Source organism: Flavobacterium ponti, assembly GCF_042652765.1.
Lineage (GTDB): Bacteria > Bacteroidota > Bacteroidia > Flavobacteriales > Flavobacteriaceae > Flavobacterium > Flavobacterium ponti.
Map to the genome: position 1 here is coordinate 87,859 of NZ_JBHSGW010000021.1, position 25,331 is coordinate 113,189.

Below are 25,331 nucleotides of genomic sequence, written 5' to 3' on the forward strand. Positions count from 1 at the left end.
TTTGAAAATCATGCTGAAAATGAAATTGAACGCATTGTTATCTTTTTCAAAAATGGAACTTTCAAAAATTACATTTCTTAAATCTCAGATTTTATAAAAAAGAAAAAGTCCTCATTTAGCAATGAAGACTTTTTCTTTTTTTAGACAGTATAAAATATTAATTTAAAATAGTGAAACCTAAGTTAGGTTATTATTATAAATTAGTATTTATAAAATTTTTCCCATACACAATAAATTATTTAGCGGTTAGTTTTTTTATATACGAGAGAATTTTTATTTTGGATTTAATTTTTCTGAAAAAAAATAAAAAAAATTAATTGAAACTGTTTTCTGCCACTCTACCTTTTACATTTTTAAAGTAAGAATGTAGTATTTTTAAATCTTCATCAATATTAGCTGTTGGATAAAATGGTTTGTGATATACTACTTCTTTTTTACCATAATCAAATGCAACTGGAATAATTGGCACATTTGCTTTCAAAGCCATATAATAGAAACCTGTTTTCCATTCTGAAACCTTTTTTCGAGTTCCTTCAGGAGCAATAGCTAATCTAAAAACTTCTTTGCTATCAAATATTCTAGCAATTGCATCTACTTTATTTTCTTTAACTTGTCGGTTCAAAGGTGTTCCACCAGTCCATTTGAAAAAATAACCAAACGGGAAAACGAAGAGTTCTTTTTTGGCAACGTAGTTAATTTCCTTTTTAAGAATTCCTCTTGAAAAAATACCTAAGAAAAAATCCCACCAACTTGTGTGAGGAACGGCTATGATTATACATTTCTTAATAGTGTCGTCAATATTTCCAATTACTTTCCAACCAAAAACTGTTGAAAAAATAAATTTGTAAAGCGTTTTTTTCATTTACTTTTTTTAAAATATATTTTACCTTTACGCAAAACACAATACAAATATAATGCTTCAAAAACTTTTAAGTTATTTAATTCCTATAAATATACATAAGCAAAATTCAGATATTAATAAATCCTTAGAAGTTACTTGGAATAATGGTAAATTGGTTTTAGATTCAAAAAACACTAATTATTCGTATGGAAGTTTGCAAAGAGCCTTAAAAAAAGGATTGCGATTTATAGGTTTTGAAAGAATTAAAAATTTTGAAAGTATTTTGGTATTAGGAGTTGCTGGTGGTAGCGTTATAAAAACATTAGTAGAAGAAATTAAATACAAAAACAAAATAACTGGTGTTGAAATAGACAAAAATGTTCTTGAATTAGCCAATCAATTTTTTCAGTTGAATGAAATAGAGAATTTAGAATTGGTAAATGATGATGCTTTTGAATATGTTTTAAAAACCAAAGAAAAATATGATTTAATCATTATTGATATTTTTCAAGATACGGTGATGCCTAATTTTTTATTTGAAGATTTTTTTATCAATCATGTAAACTCCTTATTGAATTTAAATGGCTTTATTTTATTCAATACAATGGTTTTAACCGAAAAAGACAAAGAAAGAAACAAACTGTATAGTTCTAAATTTAAGGAACAATACTCTTTAAGAATGTATCCAAAAATTGAAGAGCATAATGAATTGTTTACAATTAAGAAGTTGAGTTGATTTATGAATAATATTTTACTTTATAATTATACCACCATATGATGAAATTAATGAAATTTTTATTTTTAGTTATTTTATTTACGAATTGTAAAAATGAGACTCAAAATATTAAATTAAATTTTGTAAACATTTCACGAAATGATAATCTAGATAAGTTTATTGACAGTACAAATTTTGGTTTGAAAGGAAACTATAAACTTGAAATAACTCAAAAAAAAATTGACAGTTCAATAAATGTGAATTTTATTCTTTTCAAAAAGATTAAACAAAAATGGATTAATATTCAAGATTACAATTTAAATAAATGCTGTGAAATTCCATTAATTACTGAGTTTTCAGATTTTAATAATGATGGTTTTAATGATTTTACAATACATTTTGCTACTGCTGGAAGAGGTGCAAATGATATCAGAAAATTATTTTTATTCTCAAATAATACAGAATCTTTTTTAGAAATTAAAAATTCTGATTTATATCCAAATTTAAGATATAATAAAAAATTAGACTGTATTGATGCTTTTAGTGTTTATGCTGGAACTACTACAACTTTTTTAAAAATTAAAAATGATAGCTTAGTTGAATTTGCTAGAGTTGATTTTATGGATGGAAAAATTAAAAGTTATTCCATTGAAAAAGAGAAAGAAACCAAGTTAAAAACAAAAGTTAGAATAGGTGAAATTCACGAAATCGTCAGATTTTCTAATTATAATCCAATTGAAGAAAGCATAGACTAATAGATTTATAAATCTAAATCATCTTCCTTGCTCGTTCCAAATCTTCTTTTGTATCAATTCCAATTCCGATGTGGTTGGTTTCAATCATTTTGATGCGTTTTCCATATTCTAAATAGCGAAGTTGTTCTAATTTTTCAGAAGCTTCTAAAGAAAGCATTGGTAAACTGTAAAAATCCAACAAAGCTTGTTTTCTAAAAGCATAGATTCCGATGTGTTTCATATAGCGAACACCAATATTTTCTTCTCTTGGAAAAGGAATTACGGAACGAGAAAAATATAGAGCAAATCCATTTTGGTCAGTGATTACTTTTACATTATTCGGGTTTTCAATATATTGTTTATCAGTTATTTGACACATAACAGATGCTAAATCAACTTTATTTTCTGCATCATTTTTAAACACTTCAATCAAAGCTTTCAAAGGATTTTCGTCAATAAAAGGTTCGTCTCCTTGCACGTTTATAACGACATCAACATCCATATTTTGAACAGCTTCTGCAATTCTATCGCTACCACTTTCGTGTTCTTTTATGGACATAATGGCTTTTCCTCCATTGGAGCTAATTTCTTTGAATATCAAATCTGAATCTGTCACTACAAAAACATCGTCAAAAAGATTGGTATTTTTTGCAGCTTCGTATGTTCTAAGAATTACTGTTTTACCTCCTAAATCTTGCATCAATTTAGCTGGAAATCGTGTGGAAGCATATCTTGCTGGTATTACGGCTATTGTTTTCATTTTTTATAGTATAAAATTCTCGTCTTTAAAACCTATTAAATATAGTTTTTCTTTTGCTCTTGTCATTGCTGTATAAAGCCATCTGATGTAATCTTTGTCAATTCCGTTGGGCAAATAAGGCTGTTCGATGAAAACTGTATTCCATTGTCCACCTTGTGATTTGTGACACGTTATTGCATAAGAAAACTTGACTTGAAGTGCATTAAAATATTCGTTATTCTTTACTTTTTGAAATTTCTTATATTTAGTAGTTTCCTCTTCGTAATCTAATAATACTTCTTGATATAATTTATTCGATTCTTCATAAGTTAATGATGGTGATTCACTTTTTATAGTATCCAACAATAAAATGGTGTCAAACGGAATTTGTTTTGGATAATCAACCATTCTAATTTTTACTGTTGCAAATTTGAAACCGTATAATTCTTTAATATTTCTGATTTCCAATACTTCAATAATATCACCATTGGCAATAAAACCCGCTTCATCTGAATCTTTTAACCAAAAATAATTATTTTTTACAACCATCATGTAATCACCCGACGAAATTTCACTTTCTTTAGATAAAATTCGACTCCTAATTTGCTCATTGTATTGATTCGCTCTCTTGTTAGAACGCACAATAAAAGCCGTTTCTTCTAAACCATAATTACTAAAAGCTTCATAAATAGCGTCTTGAATATCATAACCATCTTGTAAACGAACAATATCTTTGAATCCTTTTACATCAAACTTATAAGTATCAATAAAATGAGACTTTAAGATTTCACGTAATTCTGTAGCGTTAAATAATATTCCAGAATCTTCTTCTTGTCGCATTACTTCATCCAACTCAATATGATGTACATTTTTATTATAATGTAGTGAAAGTGAATCAATATTTAAAGCTGGACTCACATCTAAAAGAACTGGTGGTAATTGTGCTGTGTCACCTACAAAAATAACTTTACAATTCTTTCCTGAATCCACAAATGACAGTAAATCATCTAAAAGCGAACCATTTTCATACAATTTTGATTCTTGATTTGTGTCTGAAATCATGGAAGCTTCATCGACAATAAAAATAGTGTTTGTAAATTTGTTAGGTTGTAAAGTAAAACTAACTCCACCACTGCTCGATTTCTTAGGAAAATATATTTTCTTATGAATTGTAAAAGCTGGTTTTTGAGAATAATTGCTAATTACTTTTGCTGCTCTACCTGTTGGTGCTAACAATAAATATTTTTGATTTGCGTTTTTAAGTTGATTGACTATGGTTGAAATTACAGTTGTTTTACCTGTTCCGGCATAGCCTTTTAATACGAAAAGTTCATTATTAGAAGAATTTATAACGAAATCAGCTATTTTTTGAAAAAAAATGTCCTGTTTTAGTGTAGGTTCAAACGGAAAATTATCACGTAAAAGTTTGTAAAACAGCTTTGAAGTCATTATTTTTTAGATTGGCTTTTATTATTTTTCAAATATACTGATGATTTTTCTAAGAAATTCTTTTGAGAAGAAAAAAAAATTGTAGATTTGCGTACCTATTAAACTAAAAAATTAAGAAATCAAATGTTAAAATTAGCCATCTTTTTAGTACTACTTATTGTATTAATCTTTGTTCTTGTTAAGATTTTTGACAAAATTGCAACTCCAAAAAACAGAATTTTCTTTTCAATCTTATTATGGATTGTAACTGGAGTTTTTGGATACTTGATCTATAATTCTGTTATGGCACCTATTCGTTTTGATGAAGAGAAAGAAGTTCGTTTTGAAACTGCAGTAGCAAAAATGCTTGATATTAAAAAGTCGCAAATGGCTTACAAATCAATAAAAGGAACTTATGCTCCAACTTTTGATTCATTAATTAAATTCATTGAAACTGAAAAATTTGAAATTGTTGAAAGAAAAGACACTTCCGTTCCTGATGTTGCAAGAAATAAAGCTTTTGGCCTTGCTGATGGTGAAGGAGGATATTTTAAAGACGAAGTTATAATTAGATCATTAGGATTTAAATCTGTAAAAGATTCATTATTTAAAGATTCTGAAAGATATAAAAGAATGAATGTTGTTAAAATTAAAGACTTTGAAGTTCCTGTAGATATGAAAACTAGTTCGATCATTGTTAAAGATAAAGCTTTTCCTACTCTTTTAGTTGAAATTGATAAGAATGAGGTTTTAAAAGGAATGGATGAAGAACTATTAGAAAAAGAAAAGAAAAAGAAAGCTATTGACGAAATTAATGGTGACAAAATTGTTTTAGGTTCATTAGAAGATGTTACCCTAACTGGAAATTGGCCAAAAAAATATGGTAGTAACGAGTAACGACATCACTCAAAGAAATTATAAAAAGTTGTCCATTCAGGTTTCCTTGAGTGGACTTTCTTTTTGTGTCTTTGATACAATTACCAATAAAATAATAATTTACAATTCTGTTGCATTCCAAAAGAATGAAGTAATTGATGGCCAACTTTGGAATGCTTTCATAAACAATACAACTTTATCAAAGTCATATGATGAAATAGTTGTACTTCACGATAACAACATTAATACTTTTGTTCCAAAGCCTTTATTTGACATCAACAATATAGCTAGTTATTTGCAATACAATGTCAAAGTATTTGAAACTGATTTTTTTGCAGTGGATGAAATAAATACTTATGAAATCAATAATGTATATGTTCCTTTTGTAAATATTAATAATTTTTTATTGGACCAATTTGAAAGTTTTGATTATAAAAATACAAACTCCATTTTGTTACAAAAAATGCTTGATAAGTCAAAAAATGTAGATGAAAAGCAAGTTTTTGTTCATGTTCAAGAAACACATTTTGAAATTGTAGTCGTAAAAAATCAACAATTATTATTATTTAATTCATTTGAATATAACACTGCTGAAGATTTTATCTATTATATTTTATTTACTTTTGAGCAGTTGCAATTAAATCCAGAATTAGTTTCTATTTCATTATTTGGTGCTATTTCTAAAGAAGATGCTTTTTATAAAATAGCTTATAAATTCATTAGAAATTGTGATTTATTAGACGTTTCAAATCAATCAAAAATTCATGATGTAACAGAAGAAGAAATGTTGCGTCACTATATACTATTCAACTCGTGAGAATCATTTCAGGAAAATACAAAGGCAGAAGAATTCAAGCTCCAAAAAAGTTGCCCGTTCGACCAACAACAGACATGGCAAAAGAAGCTTTGTTTAATGTTTTAAATAACAATTTTAACTTTTCTGGCTTACGTGTTTTAGAATTATTTGCTGGAACTGGAAATATCAGTTATGAATTTGCATCAAGAGGAAGTGCACCAATTACTTCAGTAGATGGAGATTTTGGTTGTGTTTCTTTCATCAAAAAAACAGCTACCGAATTTGATTTTGATATTACGGCTTTAAAGTCAGATGTTTTTGCTTATTTGGAAAGAAGCAAAAATAGTTATGATATTATTTTTGCAGATCCACCTTATCATTTAACTCAAAATGACTTTGAAAAAATTGTAACGATGATTTTTGACAATGAAATTTTGGATGAAGAAGGAATGCTAATAATTGAACATTCAAAAGATACTTCTTTAGAACATATGATTCACTTTTCTTTTGCAAAAAGATATGGAGGAACTGTTTTTTCTTTCTTTGAATTTGAAGAAGAGGAGGAAGATGATTTTGTAGAAGAAAATGAAGAAGACAATTAGTAAACTATTCTTCAAAAATTAAACTATCAGCATCAGCTCCTAAATCTTTAAGATTCTTTACAACCTTTTCAACAAATTCTGTTGGTCCACAAACATAAAAGTGTTGGCTAAAATCAACTATATTTTCAATTAAGAAGTTTCTATCAATTCTCCTGCCTTGAAAACCCACAACACCTTCTCTAGTGAAAATAGGTCTAAAGTCTTGTTTAAACATTCTTTGCAGCTCTTGGCCAGCAATGACATCTAAAGATGTTTTATTAACAAAAATAAGTTTATTTCCGCGTAGTTTATTTTTCTTGTATAAATCCCTAAAAATGGCTAAAAAAGGTGTTATTCCAGTTCCAGCAGCTATAAATACTCCAGGTTTTTCATAGTGAATAGCTCCAAAAACATCATGAAGTATTAATTCATCACCAGCATTGATTCCTGCTAATTTATTTGTAACACCATTGTGATCATTATAAATTTTAATGATGAATTCTAAATTTTTAGCATCTTTTTGGTTGGTAAAAGTAAAAGGTCTTTTTTCAGTTTTCCAATCAGGTTCATTCACTGAAATGTTTACAGCCTGACCAGGAATAAAGTCAAATCCTTCAGGTTTTTCAACTACAAAACGTTTAACATCATAATTTACAAACTGTGATTCTAAAACTTTAACAACTACTTTACTCATACAAACAAAAAACATTATAATTAAAAAAAATGCAGACCGATAAGCCGGATTCTGTCTCCAATAAATCGGAGCCTTATCATTTATCTAGATCATAAATTACTTTATGACTCAAGCTGTCTACCCTTCAACAACGGACGAGTAATCCTTAAATGCTGATATACTTGACATTTCACCGCATAGAGTTTACCTGTTTTCACTACAGCATTATCTGTACATACTTTCTGTTGCACTTGTCCTTTTCCAATAAATTGGAACGATGGGTGTTACCCACTATGCTACTCTTTGGTGTCCGGACTTTCCTCCCTTCCAACGAATCGGAACGACGATAAGGTGGTCTGCAGTGCAAATGTAGGAATTTAAAAGTAAAATTGCATCGACTTACTTTAACATTTATTTAGATGAAAATTAGTATTAATTGCTTATTTTTAGAGGAAATAAAAACTGCTAAACAAAATATAAGATGAAAAAAACGTATCATTATGCAACCGTAATTGAAGCTTTAAAGATTTTAAAAGAAAAAGGATATGAATATGACTATAATGTTAATGAACAGGAAATAATAGACAGTCAGGATGAATTAATAATTGATGAAATTTATAGATATGAAGGAGAAACAAATCCGGATGATGAATCTATGGTTTATGGAATCAAGTCTAAATCAGGAAAAAAAGGAGTTTATGTAACAGGATTTGCTGCAAATTCAATTAGTGAAGCTGCCCGAATTTTAATTGATATTACCATTAAAAATAATTTAAAATAGTCATTCATTTTAAACAATCGATTTTGATATTTGAAGGAATTACTACTATATTTGTATTTCAAATTTAAGCATGGAACAATTTATAGTATCAGCCCGAAAATACCGTCCTCAAACATTTAAAGATGTAGTAGGACAAAAAGCTATTACTAATACTTTGCTTAATGCCATTGAACACAATCATTTAGCTCAAGCTTTACTTTTTACAGGACCAAGAGGTGTTGGAAAAACAACTTGTGCTAGAATTTTAGCTCGAAAAATCAACCAAGAAGGATATGATGACCCAAATGAAGATTTTTCGTTCAATGTATTTGAATTAGATGCTGCTTCAAACAATAGTGTTGATGATATTAGAAACATTATTGATCAAGTTAGAATACCACCACAAACAGGAAAATATAAAGTCTATATTGTTGACGAGGTTCACATGCTTTCATCTGCTGCTTTTAATGCATTTTTGAAAACATTAGAAGAACCACCAAAACATGCAATTTTTATTTTAGCTACTACCGAAAAACATAAAATCCTTCCAACTATTTTATCACGTTGTCAGATTTTTGATTTCAAGAGAATAACTATTAATGATGCTAAAGAACATTTAAAAGAAATTGCTACTGAACAAGGAGTAACTTTTGAAGATGATGCTTTACATATCATTGCTCAAAAAGCTGATGGTGCCATGCGAGATGCTTTATCTATTTTTGATAGAGTGGTTTCATATTGTGGCAATAATTTGACAAGACAAGCTGTTTACGAAAACTTAAACGTACTAGATTTTGAATATTACATTCGTGTAACCGATTTTATCCTTGAAAATAAAATTCCAGATTTACTTTTAGCTTTTGATGATATTTTAGCCAAAGGTTTTGATGGTCATCATTTTATTGCAGGATTAGCTTCACATTTTAGAGATTTATTGGTTTGCCAAACACCTTCTACTCTTACTTTATTAGATTCTGGTGAACAAGCCAAAGCATTATATAGTGCACAAGCTCAAAAAGCTTCACAAGATTTTCTTTTAAAAGGAATTGATTTAGCCAACACAGCAGATTTGAATTATAAAATTAGTCAAAACCAACGTTTATTGGTTGAATTATGTTTGATGCAGTTAGCCTCTATCACTTTTGATGGAGAAAAAAAAAAGCCTAACTCATTTATAATTCCAGCAACATATTTTAGAAATAACAGTTATTCAATTACTGAAGTTAAACCAGTTCTCAAAGAGCAGATTGTAGAAAGCAGTGAGCAGATTTTGGACAAAAATCCTGAAACTAAAAAACCTCTTGAAACAAAAGACATTTCTGAGACACAACAAACTGAAACAATAAATAACCAACAAACTACGTTTAATAATCAGCCTAAAGTTTCTGCTTTATCACTTGCAGGATTACGTGCTAAGAAAGAACTTGAAGCTAAACAAAGTCAGCATTTAAAACATCTAGGAGAATTACCAACTGAAAAATTTACTGAAACTGATATGCTTTTGCAATGGAATAAATTTGCACAACGAATGCAAGATTCTGGTAAAATGTTAATGTCTACTTATATGTTAATGAATGAACCAGTACTTGATGGAAGCACAATTACTTTAGAATTGCCAAATCAGAGTACAAAAGAAGAATTTTTATCAGGTTGTGTTGAGTTATTAGGATACTTACGAGGAAAATTACACAATCATGATATTGTAATAGATGTAAAAGTTAATGAAACTGTTGAAAAGAAATATGCTTTTACACCAGATGACAAATACGAAAGATTAAGAAAAATAAACCCTGCAATTGACTTATTACGAAAGACATTTGACCTTGATTTATAGTAACATATGAATATATATCAATTAACGTATCAATCAAAATCTATTGGAGAATTAGATCAAGATATTTTAAACCTAATTTTAGAAGAGGCTATTACTCGTAATTCACAAGAACAAATTACAGGATGTTTAGTTTATTTTAATGGTTCTTTTATTCAAATATTAGAAGGAGCAAAAGAGAATGTTTTATCTACCTATGATAAAATTTTAAAAGACAAAAGGCATCATTTAATTGATTTGCTTTGGGAAAATGACTCAGAAAAAAGATTCTTTGAGAAATGGGACATGGGTTTCTTTTCACCTGAAAGTGATAATGAAATTTTATTTGTCAATAATTATAAATTACTATCTAGTTTTGCGGATAAATCAAGAGGAGCTACTTTAAGTTTTTGGGCTTCTGTTGAGAAGGTTTTGGATAGTAAACTTCTATAATGTTTACAAAATCTATATTCTTCCAAAATACATAGCTTTCACAATTCCGTCTGAAAGTCCAATTTTTGGTACATAAATTTGTCTTGCACCACTCCATTTCATGGCATTTAAATAAATTCTTGTCGCAGGAATAATTACGTCTGCTCTATCCGGATTTAAACCCATTTCAGAAATTCTTTCCTCATAAGTCATTGCGTTAAGCTTTTGGTACTGAGAATTCAAATAAACATAAGACAAAGGAGTATCTTGATGTTTTTCTGACAACTTAAATAACTTATTGATATTTCCACCTGAACCAATTAAGGTAATGTTGTCATAACCAGCTGTAGTTGTTTTAATCCATTTTTCAATTTCAGTCCAAACAATATCATTTACCATATTATTCAATAAACGAACTGTTCCATTTTTAAAGGATTTTGAAGCTACAATTTTACCTTCATTAAACAATGAAAACTCAGTACTTCCACCACCAACATCAACGTATAAATAAGTTCTATCAGAATTGATAAATTGCTTCAAATCTGATGCTGCAATGATAGCTGCTTCCATTTTTCCATCAATAATATCAATCTTAATATCTGCTTTTTTCTTAATCAACTCAACAATATCTTTTCCATTATAAGCTTCTCTCATTGCCGAAGTAGCACATGCTTTATATTTCTCAACTTTATGCACTTTCATCAACAATTTAAAAGCTTTCATTGCATCAAGCATTCGTTCAATATTCTCTTCAGAAATTTCTCCAACAGTAAATGCATCTTGACCTAAACGAATAGGCACACGAACTAATGAACTTTTGTTAAACTGTGTTGGTTTATCTTTTTGTTCCACAATATTAGTTACCAAAAGTCGCATTGCATTGGAACCGATATCTATTGCAGCATATTTCTTAAGATGTATCATCTAAATTTGGGCTTTTATATTTTTGATTGTCTTGATTTAAAAATTTTCAAAAACAACATTAATTTTATTTCTGTAATAATTATACATTTCTAATTGAGCTCTAAAAGGCTTTTCACCATTAACTTTCCTATACTTATTTTCAAGCGCATTATTATGAATTCTTGCTTTTACATTAGCTTTCCAAGAAATTTCAAAACAATCCATCAATTCATTTTTAATATCATTATCATAAATAGGACAAGTAACTTCTACTCTACTATCTAAGTTTCTGGTCATAAAATCAGCTGAAGAAATAAACACTTCTGGATTACCTTCATTATAAAAAATATAAATTCGTGAATGTTCTAAATAATTATCCACAATACTGATGGCTTCAATGTTTTCACTCATTCCTTTTACACCTGGAATTAAACAGCAAATACCTCTAATAATTAATTTAATCTTTACACCTGCTCTACTAGCTTCATAAAGTTTATCAATCATTTTAGAATCTGTTAAGCTATTCATTTTTAGTTTAATTGTAGCTTTTTTTCCAGCTAAAGAGTTCGTAATTTCTCTATCAATCAACTTGTTAAAACGTGAGCGTGTATAATGTGGTGAAACTATTAAGTGTTTATAGCGATGAATACGATAATTAACATCAAAGAAGTCAAAAATTTTATTAGCATCCTTTAATATCTTTTGATTATAGGTAAAAAGAGTAACATCTGTATAAAAACGAGCTGTAACTTCATTGAAATTACCTGTAGAAATGAATCCATACATTTTAATTTTTTCATTTTCTTGACGCTCAATTACACAAATTTTACTGTGAACTTTAAGTCCTTTTACACCAAAAATCAACTGAATTCCTTCGGTTTGCATTTGTTCAGAATAAGAGATATTACTTGCTTCATCAAAACGAGCTTGTAATTCAATTTGAACAATTACTTTTTTACCATTTTTAGCAGCATTTATAAGAGAACTAACAATTTGAGAGTTTTTAGCTAAACGATATAACGTTATTTTTATCGAAATAACTTTTGGATCAAGAGCTGCTTCTCTCAAGAATCTAATTAAGTATGAAAATGATTGATAAGGAGCGTTTAATAAATAGTCTTTTTCTTTGATTTTAGTTAAAATACTACCTTCCAAATTTAATCCAGGAATAGGTAAAGCATAGTTTTGTTTATACAACAAATCATATCTTCCTAAATTAGGAAAATCCATATAATCTCTACGGTTATGATATCTTCCACCAGGAATAATACTATCTGAACTATCAATTTTCATTCGTTTTAGCAAGAATTCTAAAGTGTCTTTAGCAATATCTTGATCATACACAAAACGAACAGGTTCACCTACTCTTCTTTCTTTAACTGAATCTGAAATTTTTTCCAATAAACTTTTGGATAAATCACTGTCAAATTCCAATTGAGCATCACGAGTAATCTTAATCATGTGAGCCGTAATTGATTCATAATCAAAAACATTAAAGATACTATGTAAATTATAACGAATTACATCATCTAAAAGAATAATGTATTGTTTTTCATTGTTAGAAGGTAAAACTACAAATCGATTGACTGTTTTTGGCATTTCAACAATTGCATACTTCACATCTTGTTTTGGCATGAAAGTATTAAAAAAAGTTTCCTTTGTAGGCTTCATAACTAGTTTAACAGCCAAATAACCAGAAGTATCTCTTAATAAAGGAAATTCCTCTAAGTTATTTAACATTATAGTTACAACAGCTGGACTTACTCTTTGAATAAAGAAATCTTTAATAAAGTTTTCTTGGTCTTTATTGATTTCTTTTTCATTGATTATATAGATGTTTTCTTTTTCTAATTTGGTTTCAATATCGCTCAGAATCCTTAAACTTTCTGATTGCTGTTCAATTACTATATCTGTGATATCTTTTAAAAGTCTTTCAGCTGAAATTCCACCTAATATTTTTTCAGTGTCATCTTGTTCAATATTCATTCTACGAATAGCAGCATATCGAACTCTAAAAAACTCATCCAAATTATTAGAAAAAATTCCTAAGAAACGTAATCGATCTAAAAGAGGAACAGTTTCATCAGCTGCTTCTTGAAGAACACGTGCATTAAAGGTTAACCAACTTTTTTCTCGGTCAATATATATATTTTCAGCTTGATCTTCTATCATTATTTTAAATCTCTAGGGAAAATTGTTTTTGTAATAACTCCTTTATTAGGAGAGAAAGTACTAAAATCATCAAATTTAATTATTACTACACCACAAGTGGGTACATTTTCAATGTAATAATTTCCAAATTTATTAACAAAATCTGTAATAGCATTATTATGTCCAAAAATAATTAGATTTTTCTTTAAATTTTTTCTTATAACTTTTTCAAGTTCATTCGAGTCAAAAGTATAAAGTTCTTTTTTAAAAATAACATCTTCAAAGTTAATTTTAGTTAAAGAACAAAATATTTTGGCTGTTTGAGTGGTTCTTTTTGAAGTGCTAGCTAAAATTTCACATTTATTATTTAGAAAAAAATCAAAGGAATTAAAAACTAATTGTGCATCTTTAACTCCTCTATTAGATAATGGTCTATCATGATCTATAAAATTATTTTCCCAAGAAGATTTTGCATGTCTTATTAAAATTAAAAGCATAAATTGTATGTAAAAAAGTTACTTATAAACAAAATTAACACTTAAGTTTAGTGTTAAAAAGAAAATGTATTTTTTTTAACAAACAAATAACTTATTTAGTAATTAATCAGTAAAATAACTAATTTATTAAAAAAAACATAATTATTTATCATTTTTAAACCTTTAATCACTTATTAACAAACAACAAAATTGTTAATAACTTTAACATTTTGTCGTATAAATATGATTTTTATCGAATTTATAAAAGACTTGTGTAATAATTCAATTAACTAGTATACATTTGTAAGGTGATAGCTAGATTTGAAAAAGTTAAAGCTAAAACAATAGACACATAAAATATTATAAGAATAGGTATGAAACACACTTTACTCAAAAGGTTGATTGTTTTGTTATGCATTGTTGCGTCTGTATTTAATTTTAATGCAAATGCAGAAGGTACAAAAACAGTTTCACCAACATCAAATAACTTAACGTCATTAGTTATTATTCCTTATCGTAATTCCGGATCTTTTTTAAATTGTAACGAAGATAATAGAATCTACTTCAGAATTAAAGACCACTCAGTAGAAAATTTCTATTTTGGTTTTGATTGGAGACAATACTCTAATGGTGTAACTTCTGGAACAATTCCAAACTTAACAGACGTATATTACAGAATTAGACGTCCTAATGGAAGTGTAATAGTTGGTCCAACATTGTGGAATCCAAATAATGCAGCTGGTAAAATAAATACCTATGCTCAAGCAATTGCTGGTCCAAACATAAGTGGATTAAATTCTGCTGGATATACTCCTATTGTTTTTGATCCATCTGAAAACGGTGAGTTTTGGATTGAAATGTATAGAAGTAATGATGGTGGTGCAACTATGATACCTAATGGTAATGCTAATAGTTCAGCTAACTGGGCTCATTCACCTTATTTTGATTTTACTGTTGCAAAAGCAAATAATACTGTTTATAATGGACGTGTTCATTCTGACAAATGGGCATTTGTAGCGGTTCAACCTACAAATGGTGCAGAGGTGCAATTTTCTGTAAATGTTAATGCTTCTTCTTCACCAAAATTATATGCTTACACAGATGACAAAGCTGTTTTAAAAATTGAATTTCAGCCAAACTTTCGACCTGTTGCCTATGATGTTGCTGTAAATAGTTATGGTGTTGTAAATACAAGTAACTTTGCTGTAAATAGAAGATCAATAAATTCTAGTGTTTCCCCTTCTTTTCAAAATGGATACAAGGTTTTCTTAAACCAACCCGATTCAACTCAATACCCTATTGCTTCTGTTCCATTATTACCAAGGTTTATTGAACCTGCTATCACTGGTTGTGGTCCAGCATATGCCATAAGATTTGATGCTCCTGAATCTGGAGATATAAAGATTTTCTTTAATTTAAATGGTGTTCCTGGATATCAAGCGGGAACTGCTGATAGAATTCTTGAATTGTTCAACGTTCCTGCAGGTTACAATGAAGCTCAATGGGATGGTTTAGATGGTTTGGGAAATAATGTAAACAATTCAACTACTATACAATTATCATTAATCTTATTAAAAGGTAGATTTAATTTACCTATTTATGATGCTGAAATTAACGCGAATGGAATAAAAGTTTCTTTAATTGCACCAATTTCTGTTGCAAATGCTCAAATGTATTGGGATGATAGTTTATTAACTCCAATAGGAACAACTTGTGATGCAAGTTTTAATAACACAAACAATATAACTGGTGCTGGTTTAAACAATTCAACTGTCGGTTCAGTTTCACCAGCACATGCATGGAGTGGTGATGGAAATTTAGGTAATGTAATTCCAGCACCAATAGTAAATGGAAATCAAGATGATGATATTTTATGTAATGATTTTGGTAACCTTAGAGTAATTAATACCTGGGGTTGGGGAATTTATACTCAAGATGTTTTTACAAATGCTAAAAAAGGTTGTGTTGATTTATATGTTGACATAAATGCAAACAATATCAATCCAAATGTAGGTTCAACAGTTACTTTTACCATATTAGCAGGAAATAATGGAGCAAACACAGGAACAAACATAAATGTTGAAGGTTTATTGCCTAATGGCTATACTTATGTAAGTTCTTCTCAAACTGGTGGAACTTATAATTCAACAACTGGTTTATGGACTATTCCATCACTTACAAATGGACAAACTCAAACCTTAACAATAGTAGCAACAGTTCTACCGCAAGGAGAATATAATTTCCCTACTACTATTACAGGTTTTGAATTTGATCCAGATTTATCAAACAATGAGGATATTATTAGAGTTGAACCAACACCTATCACAGATTTAGGAGTTGTAAAAACTGTTAATAATGCAACACCTCAAGTAGGTTCGCAAATAGTATTTACTATTACAGCTAACAATTACGGTCAAAGTACTGCAACTGGTGTTTCAGTAAATGACTTATTACCAGCTGGATACTTATATGTTTCAAACACGGCTACCATTGGTTCATACAATTCTTCAACAGGAATTTGGACAATTGGTGACATGAACGTTGGAGCATCTGGAACATTAACAGTTACAGCAAGTGTTAATGCAATTGGTAATTACACCAATATTGCTACAATAACTGGTAATGAGTTGGATACTAATATGGTGAATAATACTTCAAGTGTTACTCCAAATGCAAATCCAGTTTCTGATGTTGCAATCACAAAAATGGTTAACAACCCAACTCCTTTAGTTGGTACTAACGTTATTTTTACAATAAACGTTACAAATAATGGTCCTAGTAATGCTATTAATACAGTTGTTACTGATCTTTTACCAAGTGGATACACTTATGCTTCTCACACTCAAACTGCTGGTAGTTATAATTCTGGTACTGGTGTTTGGACTGTTGGAAACTTAAATAATGGTATAACAAGAACATTAACAATTACTGCAATTGTTCTAAATTCTGGAAACTATACCAACACAGCAACCGTAACAAGTAACAATATTGATACTAATACCAATAATAATACAGCTTCTGCAACTACAAATCCTGTAAAAAATGCGGATTTATCAGTAGTTAAAACTGTAAACAATACTACACCTAATGTGGGTGATAATGTTGTTTTTACTGTAACAGTAACAAATAATGGACCTAGTAATGCTAACAGTATTTCAATAGCTGAAGCCTTTCCTAATGGATATACTGTTAATAATGTAACTGTAAGTGCTGGTCAATATAATCCAAATGTTAATTGGACAAACTTTAATCTTGCTGTAGGACAATCAGCAACATTAACAGCTAATGTTACCGTAAAACCTTCAGGAAATTATTTAAATACTGCAACAATAACTTCAAGTAGTGTTGTTGATCCAGTAAGTTCAAATAACTCTTCAAGTGCAACTACAACTCCAAATGCTGTAACCGATTTAAGTATAACTAAAACAGTAGATAATCAAGTTCCTTTAGTTGGTTCAAATGTTGTATTTACTATTGTAGTTACTAATAATGGTCCTAGTAATGCTACTGGAGTTACTGTTCAAGACTTGTTACCAAATGGTTATTCTTTCGTATCATACACTTCAACTTCAGGAAATTATAACAGTACAAGTGGAGTTTGGAATGCTGGAAATATTTTAGCTAATGGAACTAAAACTTTAACAATAACTGCTACTGCTCTTCAAACAGGAAGTTATTTAAATACTGCAACTGTAACAGGTAATGAAATAGATGCTAATTTGACTAATAATACATCTTCTGCCTCTACTACACCTAATAATATTGCTGATTTAGCTGTTTTAAAAACAGTTTCAAACGCGACTCCATTAGTTGGAAGTCAGGTAACTTTTACAATTACAGTTACAAATAATGGACCAAGTAATGCACAAGATGTAGAGGTTAATGATTTATTGCAAAGTGGATATACTTATGTATCAAGTACAGCTACATTAGGATTATATAATTCTTCAACAGGAATTTGGGATATAGGAAATTTAGCTAATGGAAATGTTGCTTCTATAAATATTATTGCAACAGTTAATGGTATTGGTAATTATTCAAATACTGCAACAGTAACACAAACATTTACTGATCCTAATCCTTCAAATAATACTTCAACAGTAACAACAAATCCAATTCCAACAAGTGACTTAATTGTAACAAAAACGGTTGACAATCAAACTCCTTTAATGGGGCAAAATGTAACATTTACAATTGAACTAACTAATGCTGGTCCTAGTACTGCTACAGGAATCGTTGTAGCTGATGCTTTACCAAGTGGTTATACTTATGTAAGTCATACTACAACAGCTGGTACTTATAATCAAGCACAATGGACATTAAATTCTTTAAATAGTGGAGATTCAGAAACATTGACTATAGTTGCTCTTGTAAACCCAACTGGAAATTACTCAAATACTGCAACTGCTTTTGGCAATGAATTAGATCCAAATACTTCAAACAACACTTCCACTTCTACTCCTTCTCCAATACCAAATGCAGACTTAGCTGTTGTTAAAACTGTAGATTTAGCTACACCAAACGTGGGTAATACAATTACTTTTACTATAGTAGCAACAAATAATGGACCTATAAATGCAACAGGTGTTAAAGTTAATGACATATTACCTGCAGGATATACCTATTTATCTAGTACTACAACTGTTGGTACGTATAATAATGTATCTGGTTTATGGACTATTGGTAACTTAAATATTGGAATTAGTCAAACATTAACAATAACAGTTCAAGTTAATGCTAATGGACCATACACTAATATTGCTAATGTAGTTGGTGATCAATTTGATGCAAACCTTAACAACAATAGCTCTATTTCATCTCCAATTGTGGGGCAAACTGCTGATTTAGAAGTTGTGAAAACGGTAAACAATACGTCTGCACAAGTAGGAAGTAACGTTACTTTTACTATTACAGTTAACAACAATGGAACAAGTAATGCAACAGGAGTTATAGTTCAAGATTTACTACCTAGTGGATTTACTTATGTTTCACACAATGCTCCAGGAGGAACATCTTATAGTAACACTACTGGAATTTGGAATATAGGAAACTTAAATACTGTTCAAACAAGAACATTAACAATTGTTGCAACAGTTAATAATACTGGAAACTATACTAATATTGCAACAGTTTCAGGTAATCAATCGGATAATAATCCTGCAAACAATATATCATCTGCTTCAGTTACTCCTGTAAGATTAGCTGATTTAGGTATTACAAAAACAGTTAATAATACTACTCCAACAGTAGGAAACAATGTAATTTTTACAATTGTTGCTACTAACAATGGTCCAAGCAATGCTACTGGTGTTATTGTTAATGATTTATTACCTTCAGGCTACGAATTTGTAAATGCTTCTGCAACTTTAGGAGTATATAACAACGGAAACGGAAACTGGGTAATTAATAATCTAACCAATGGTGGTTCAGCAACATTAACCTTAACTGTTAAAGTAAAAGGAAATGGTGATTATTTAAATACAGCAACAATTGAAGGAAATGAAATAGATAACGTTTCATCAAATGATACAGCATCTGCTTCAACAACTCCAACAAAGAATTCTGATTTATCAATCACTAATAATGTTGATATTACAACTCCTATCGTAGGAAGTAACGTGATTTTTACTATTGTTGCTACTAACAATGGATTAAGTGATGGAACTGGTGTTACTGTTACTAACACTCTACCTAATGGTTACACATTTGTTTCAAACAATCAATCAGTTGGAACTTTTAATTCAACTACTGGAGTGTGGACAATTGGAAATTTACCAACTGGTACAAGTGAAGTTTTAGAAATTACAGCTACAGTTTTACCATCTGGTAATTATATAGACTCAGCTACAATAACAGGAGTAGAAGCAGACAACGATTTAACAAATAATACTGCTACAGCGGAAACAATGCCATTGCCAGTAACTGAAATAGAAATTATCAAAACAGCAAGTAATTCTACTCCAAATGTTGGTTCACAAATTACTTTTACGATTGTTGTTAAAAATAATGGCCCTAGTAATGCAACTAACGTAGTTGTAACTGATAATTTATTATCAGGTTATACTTATCAATCAAATACCACTACTATTGGAGCTTATAATAATATTACAGGATTATGGAATATTGGAAATTTAAATAATAGTCAAACTGAAACAATGACTATTACAGCTTTAGTTAATACAACTGGAAACTATTCAAATACTGCTAGTGTTAGTCAAACTGAATATGATTCAGACCCAACTAATAATACAAGTAGTACTACTCCAACTCCAACTCCAATATCAGATTTAGCGGTCGTAAAAACGGTTAATAATACAACTCCATTAGTTGGAACAAATGTTGTTTTTACAGTAGTAGCTACCAATAATGGTCCAAGTATTGCAACAGGAGTTTCTGTGGCCGATTTACTTCCTTCTGGATATAATTATGTAACGTATAGTTCAACTCAAGGAACTTATAATAATGTAACTGGAACATGGGCAATTGGTAATTTAAACAATGGACAATCTCAAACATTAACTATTACTGCAACAGTTTTAAATACAGGAAACTACACAAATACAGCCGTAATTTCAGGAACTAATATTGATAATGTTACAACAAACAATACATCTTCTGCTACTACTACACCTGTTTTATCAAGTGATATTGCTATAATTAAACAAGTAGACATTTCAACTCCTGATGTAAACGGAAACGTAATATTCTCAATAGTAGTAACAAACAATGGTCCAAGTAATGCTTCAGGTGTAACAGCTACAGATTTATTACCAAATGGATACACCTATGTTAGTAATGTTGTTTCAACTGGTACATATAACAATGTAACTGGAGTTTGGACTATTGGTTCAATGGCTAATCAAACTTCTCAAACATTGGAAATTACTGCAACTGTAAACGCAACAGGAAACTTTGTAAATACAGCTTCAGTTACAGCTAATGAAAACGATCCAAATTTAACCAATAATTCGTCATCAGCGACAACTACACCTTGGCCACTTGCTGATGTAGGAGTTACAAAAGTGGTTAATAATTCAACACCAAATGTTGGAACAAATGTTACTTTTACAATTGTTGCAACCAATTATGGTCCAAGTAATGCAACAGGTGCTAATGTTTCAGATTTATTGCCAAGTGGATATACTTACGTAAGTCACACAGTTTCTACTGGAACATATAATAATGTATCAGGAAATTGGATTATTGGTAATTTAAATAACGGTGTATCACAAACATTAACTATTACTGCAACAGTTAATACTACTGGGAATTATACCAATACTGCTATTATTGATGCTAATGAAAATGATACTAATACTTCAAATACACAAGATTCTGCTTCAACAACTCCAGTTAAGTTATCTGATTTATCTGTAACAAAAACTGTTGATATCATGACACCATATATTGGCAATAATGTAGTCTTTACAATTGTTGCTTCAAACAATGGAATTTCAGATGCAACTGGTGTACGCGTAGATGATGTATTACCAAATGGATTTAACTATATTTCTCACACTTCAACTGTTGGAACTTACAATGTAAATACTGGTATTTGGAATATTGGAAATATGTCGGTAGGACAAGTATTTGTTCTTACTGTAACTGCTCAAGTTAATAAAAATGGAAATTATACAAATGTTGCCGAAATAAGTGGTGATCAAACTGATCCAAATACAACAGACAATATTGCTTCAGTAACAGTTACACCTAGAGATAACATTTTATTGATAGACGATTATGCTGGTCCAATAAACGGTCTTGAAGGTCAAAACGGAGTTGTAAATGTTTTAGATAATGATATTTTTAATGGAAGTACTATAGATATAAATGATATTATACTTACAACTTCAATTCCTGATCCTAATGGATACATCACTTTACAACCAGATGGAACAATTAATGTTTCACCTAATACACCTGCAGGAACTTATACATTGACTTACCAGGTTTGTAATGCTGCATTACCAACAGATTGTGCTACTGCTATAGCAACAATTTTAGTTGTTGGTCCAACAATTGTTGCAAATGATGATGATTATACAGGAACACCAATTAACGTAGCAACAGGATACACTGATTTATTTAATGTTTATTCAAATGATGTTTACAATTTAAATTTTGTAAACCCAGCTGATGTAACTTTAACCTTAATCAATCCTTCTCCAAACTTTACAATTAATCCATTAACAGGTTCTATTTCGGTTAATCCTAACTTACCTGCTGGAATATATACTTTTGAATATCAAATTTGTGGAAATTTAAACCCTACAACAAATTGTGATACTGCAATTGTTACAATTAAAGTTGAGTCTTCAAGAGTTGAAATAAAAGCATTGCTTCAAGGCTCATTATTTGGAACTACAGATGGTAAAATGCGTGATGATTTAAGAATCAATAATGTAATACCATTGACTGAACCATATTCAGACTTAGGAACAGCTGGAAATACTAGATTCAATAGACCTGATTTTACAACAAATGAACAAACAACAAATGCTGTTTTAAGTATTACTGGTGATAATGCAATTGTTGATTGGGTTTTCGTGGAATTAAGAGATCCTGAAAATAGTTCAATTGTATTACATACTAAATCTGCATTAATTCAAAAAGATGGAGATATTGTTGAAAGTTCTGATGGTACAAGTAGTTTAACTTTTAATAATTTAACAAAAGCTAGTTATTTTATTTCTGTGAAACATAGAAATCATTTAGGAGTTATGACTGCATTACCTGTTGCCTTTACAGGTACAAATCCAGTATTTGATTTTTCTACTGCTGCACCATCTGCAATTTGGAATTCAACAGCAACATATGACGGTTTTGAACAAGAACAAGAATCTAATGGAAAATATGCTTTATGGGCTGGAAACACTAATGCTGATAATAAAGTAAAATATTCTGGGCCAAATAATGATCAAGCTGTAGTTTTCAGTTCGATTTTAAATTACTCTGGAAATAACTTCAATAATTATAATTTCAATAATGCATTCCCTGGATACTTTATGGGAGATGTTAATATGGATGCAAAAGTCAAGTATAGAGGTGTTGGAAACGATTCTACATACATCTTCTTTAATGTAATAACTAAATATACTTTAAATGTCTTGAATTTATATAATTATGACATATTTAGAGAACAAACACCAAATTAAATCTTAACCAGATGATAAATAATAAATACAAAAAGATGAGAAACAAAATAATGTTTGGTCTTACTCTGTTAATAAGCTTTTTTGGCTACAGTCAAGATATTGACTTAACATTAAAGTACAATGTAACATTAAACAGATATGAAGTATTTGCAAGACCAGATTTTACTCAAAATAATTTTACTTGGGGACCTTCTCAGATTTCAGTAGTAGTACCTGCTTCTGTGGCAGATGCACCTCTTCAAAATTTAACAAGTTATAATGCTGGTACTTGGGGAGATAACTCAATAATTTATGCTCCTACTGTTCAACCTCAAAATGATTTTCATGGTGTTGATTCTGGTGGTGCTCTAACAAATCTTGTTGCTGGTGATGAATTATTGATTTTTTCATTTACTATTAATGGTGGATGTGTACCTGGTTTAAGACTTTTTAATAATGGTGTTGACCCAGACTCTAGTCAGCCAGGAATGTTTGGTGGAGATTTTAGCAATACAATAGATAATGGAATGTTAACTGATGTTTATAATTTAAATTATAACAATTCAGGTACAGTTTGTATTGATGCAATTGATGATGAATTAGAAGTTGATTTCCCTAACGGTGGAATTATTGGAAATGTTTTTGTTGACAATAATTTTGGCTCTGATACATTATACGGCACACCAATTACAAATTCTTCTTTAGTTACTATAAGTGTTCTTGACAATGATGGAATAACAGGTTTAACAATAAATCCAAACGGAGATGTAAATATTCCTACGAATACTCCTCCTGGAAATTATGAAGTTATTTATCAAATTTGTGAAGTTGCAATACCTTCAAATTGTGATTCTGCAACTATTTTTATAACTGTTAATGGACAAATTATCGCTGAGGATGATACAATAACAGCTAGTGAAATTGGTGGTACTATTGGAAATATTTTTCCAAATAACAGTGTAGGTCCTGATACATTAAATGGTACTCCTATTACTTTAGGTTCAACTGTAATAATTACACTTCAAAACAATGGTGGTTTAACAGGCTTGGCAATTGATAGTAATGGAAATATTTCTATTCCACCAAATTCTAATATAAATAATGGAACTCCTTATGTTGCAACTTATCAAATATGTGATGCCTTAAATCCAACAATTTGCGATACAGCAACAATTACAATAACTTTAGAACCATCAATTGTTGCTGAAGACGATAATAATTTCATTATTAGTTATTCGCAGCAAGGTGTTGTAGGAAATATTTTTACTAATAATGGAAATGGTCCAGATACCCTAGAAAATATTGCAATTACAAATCCATCTTTAGTTACAATTACAATAACAAACAATCCTTCATTAACAGGTTTAGTAATTACTTCAACAGGAGATATAGTTGTTCCTCTTAATACTGTCGGACAATTATATTCTATTGAATATACTATTTGTGAAGTAGCTAATCCTTCAAATTGTGATTCTGCAACATTTACGATTTATGTGATTGAAGCTGTTGATGATACTGATACTGTTGATGAAAACTCATCAGTAGATATTGATATTTTCTTTAATGACACTTTATTTATTGGAGACACAAATGTTCCTCAATATGGTACTTTAACGATTTCAATACTTCCAACAAATGGTACTGTTACAATTACTGACCCTAATGGAACTCCTTTAGATCCAACAGATGATGTTGTAACATATACTCCAAATGCAAATTATAATGGACCAGATAGTTTTGAATATACTATTTGTAATAATAACACTCCTACTCCTAATTGTGATACTGCTTTAGTTACTATCAATGTTTCTGCTACAAGTGCTGATATAGTAACTGTTAAAACGGATAATTCTGCAACTTATACACCTGGTACAGATGTTACTTATACAATTACCGTAACAAATAATGGTCCTGATGACGCAACGAACGTTCTTGTGAGTGATCCACTACCTTCCGGTATTACAAATGCAACTTGGACTGGTGATAATGGTTCAAGTGGAACTGGTGCTTTGTCAGATACTTTACCAACTTTAGCTAATGGTGCTTCTGTAATTTACACTTTAACACTTACTGTACCTTCTAACTATACTGGAAACTTAACTAATATTGTTACCGTAACTAGCGATACTTCTGACCCTAATCCTACTTGTCCTACTTGTACGGATATTGATACACCTTTATTTATTATCGATGCTGTGAATGACCCATTTGGTCCTATTGCCAATAACGTTCCTCATACTATCGATATCTTAAACAACGATACGCTTAATGGGGCTCCGTTT

The 25,331-nt window shown here is 29.9% G+C and carries 17 protein-coding genes and 1 other RNA gene; 10 read left to right on the forward strand and 8 right to left on the reverse strand.

Translation table 11 applies throughout. The annotated features are described in order from the left end of the window. Nucleotides 1-313: 313 nt before the first annotated feature. Nucleotides 314-862: a 1-acyl-sn-glycerol-3-phosphate acyltransferase gene (locus ACFO3U_RS08165; RefSeq protein ID WP_379740402.1), complete on the reverse strand. Its 549-nt coding sequence runs from the start codon at nt 860-862 to the stop codon at nt 314-316. A gap of 52 nt (nt 863-914) precedes the next feature. On the opposite strand from ACFO3U_RS08165, the gene ACFO3U_RS08170 reads away from it, so the two are divergent. Further along, complete coding sequence (locus ACFO3U_RS08170) at nt 915-1,577, forward strand: spermidine synthase (protein WP_379740404.1); 663 nt, start codon at nt 915-917, stop codon at nt 1,575-1,577. Between the two features lie 50 nt (nt 1,578-1,627). After that, on the forward strand, nt 1,628-2,311 hold the full coding sequence (locus tag ACFO3U_RS08175) for a hypothetical protein (protein ID WP_379740407.1): 684 nt from the start codon (nt 1,628-1,630) through the stop codon (nt 2,309-2,311). A 13-nt stretch (nt 2,312-2,324) separates the two neighbouring features. Here ACFO3U_RS08175 and kdsB read toward each other — a convergent pair whose 3' ends face one another. After that, complete coding sequence (gene kdsB, locus ACFO3U_RS08180; protein ID WP_379740410.1) at nt 2,325-3,050, reverse strand: 3-deoxy-manno-octulosonate cytidylyltransferase; 726 nt, start codon at nt 3,048-3,050, stop codon at nt 2,325-2,327. A gap of 3 nt (nt 3,051-3,053) precedes the next feature. Further along, the gene (locus tag ACFO3U_RS08185; RefSeq protein WP_379740413.1) at nt 3,054-4,478 is read right to left on the reverse strand and encodes an ATP-dependent DNA helicase; all 1,425 of its coding nucleotides are present in this window, start codon (nt 4,476-4,478) and stop codon (nt 3,054-3,056) included. A 123-nt stretch (nt 4,479-4,601) separates the two neighbouring features. Here ACFO3U_RS08185 and ACFO3U_RS08190 point away from each other — a divergent pair, with 123 nt between their 5' ends. From ACFO3U_RS08190 to ACFO3U_RS08200, 3 genes are read left to right on the forward strand one after another with little or no spacing between them, the layout of a single operon-like run. After that, nucleotides 4,602-5,354, forward strand: coding sequence for a hypothetical protein (locus tag ACFO3U_RS08190; RefSeq protein WP_379740416.1), 753 nt, complete (start codon nt 4,602-4,604; stop codon nt 5,352-5,354). Next, nucleotides 5,338-6,150: a DUF3822 family protein gene (locus ACFO3U_RS08195; protein WP_379740418.1), complete on the forward strand. Its 813-nt coding sequence runs from the start codon at nt 5,338-5,340 to the stop codon at nt 6,148-6,150. Before ACFO3U_RS08190 ends, ACFO3U_RS08195 begins: the two co-directional genes overlap by 17 nt. Beyond that, the gene (locus ACFO3U_RS08200) at nt 6,147-6,731 is read left to right on the forward strand and encodes an RsmD family RNA methyltransferase (RefSeq protein WP_379740421.1); all 585 of its coding nucleotides are present in this window, start codon (nt 6,147-6,149) and stop codon (nt 6,729-6,731) included. The genes ACFO3U_RS08195 and ACFO3U_RS08200 overlap by 4 nt, the downstream gene beginning before the upstream one ends. A gap of 4 nt (nt 6,732-6,735) precedes the next feature. On the opposite strand, the gene ACFO3U_RS08205 is transcribed toward ACFO3U_RS08200, so the two are convergent. Both ACFO3U_RS08205 and rnpB read right to left on the reverse strand, forming a co-directional pair. Beyond that, the gene (locus ACFO3U_RS08205; RefSeq protein ID WP_379740424.1) at nt 6,736-7,404 is read right to left on the reverse strand and encodes an FAD-binding oxidoreductase; all 669 of its coding nucleotides are present in this window, start codon (nt 7,402-7,404) and stop codon (nt 6,736-6,738) included. Nucleotides 7,405-7,428: 24 nt separating this feature from the next. Further along, an RNA gene (rnpB, locus tag ACFO3U_RS08210) (RNase P RNA component class A) lies at nt 7,429-7,746 on the reverse strand. A 118-nt stretch (nt 7,747-7,864) separates the two neighbouring features. Here rnpB and ACFO3U_RS08215 point away from each other — a divergent pair. The 3 genes from ACFO3U_RS08215 to ACFO3U_RS08225 all read left to right on the forward strand — a co-directional run bounded on the left by ACFO3U_RS08215 (nt 7,865) and on the right by ACFO3U_RS08225 (nt 10,406). Further along, a complete protein-coding gene (locus tag ACFO3U_RS08215) occupies nt 7,865-8,164 on the forward strand; it encodes a hypothetical protein (RefSeq protein ID WP_379740427.1) in 300 nt (99 codons plus the stop codon). Between the two features lie 70 nt (nt 8,165-8,234). Continuing rightward, nucleotides 8,235-9,977: a DNA polymerase III subunit gamma/tau gene (locus ACFO3U_RS08220; protein WP_379740430.1), complete on the forward strand. Its 1,743-nt coding sequence runs from the start codon at nt 8,235-8,237 to the stop codon at nt 9,975-9,977. 6 nt (nt 9,978-9,983) lie between these two features. Beyond that, on the forward strand, nt 9,984-10,406 hold the full coding sequence (locus ACFO3U_RS08225; protein WP_379740433.1) for a BLUF domain-containing protein: 423 nt from the start codon (nt 9,984-9,986) through the stop codon (nt 10,404-10,406). 12 nt (nt 10,407-10,418) lie between these two features. Here ACFO3U_RS08225 and ACFO3U_RS08230 read toward each other — a convergent pair whose 3' ends face one another. The 3 genes from ACFO3U_RS08230 to ACFO3U_RS08240 are packed head-to-tail and all read right to left on the reverse strand — an operon-like array spanning nt 10,419 to nt 13,936. After that, nucleotides 10,419-11,309: a Ppx/GppA phosphatase family protein gene (locus ACFO3U_RS08230; RefSeq protein ID WP_379740436.1), complete on the reverse strand. Its 891-nt coding sequence runs from the start codon at nt 11,307-11,309 to the stop codon at nt 10,419-10,421. Nucleotides 11,310-11,345: 36 nt separating this feature from the next. Then, entirely contained in the window at nt 11,346-13,460 is a 2,115-nt protein-coding gene (ppk1, locus tag ACFO3U_RS08235) for a polyphosphate kinase 1 (RefSeq protein WP_379740440.1), read from the reverse strand. After that, a complete protein-coding gene (locus ACFO3U_RS08240; RefSeq protein ID WP_379740443.1) occupies nt 13,460-13,936 on the reverse strand; it encodes a SixA phosphatase family protein in 477 nt (158 codons plus the stop codon). The genes ppk1 and ACFO3U_RS08240 overlap by 1 nt, the downstream gene beginning before the upstream one ends. Before the next feature lie 353 nt (nt 13,937-14,289). Here ACFO3U_RS08240 and ACFO3U_RS08245 point away from each other — a divergent pair, with 353 nt between their 5' ends. Both ACFO3U_RS08245 and ACFO3U_RS08250 read left to right on the forward strand, forming a co-directional pair. Then, the gene (locus ACFO3U_RS08245) at nt 14,290-23,070 is read left to right on the forward strand and encodes a hypothetical protein (protein WP_379740446.1); all 8,781 of its coding nucleotides are present in this window, start codon (nt 14,290-14,292) and stop codon (nt 23,068-23,070) included. Between the two features lie 35 nt (nt 23,071-23,105). Next, nucleotides 23,106-25,331 (forward strand): Ig-like domain-containing protein (locus ACFO3U_RS08250; protein ID WP_379740449.1); only part of this gene is annotated, 2,226 nt, incomplete at its 3' end.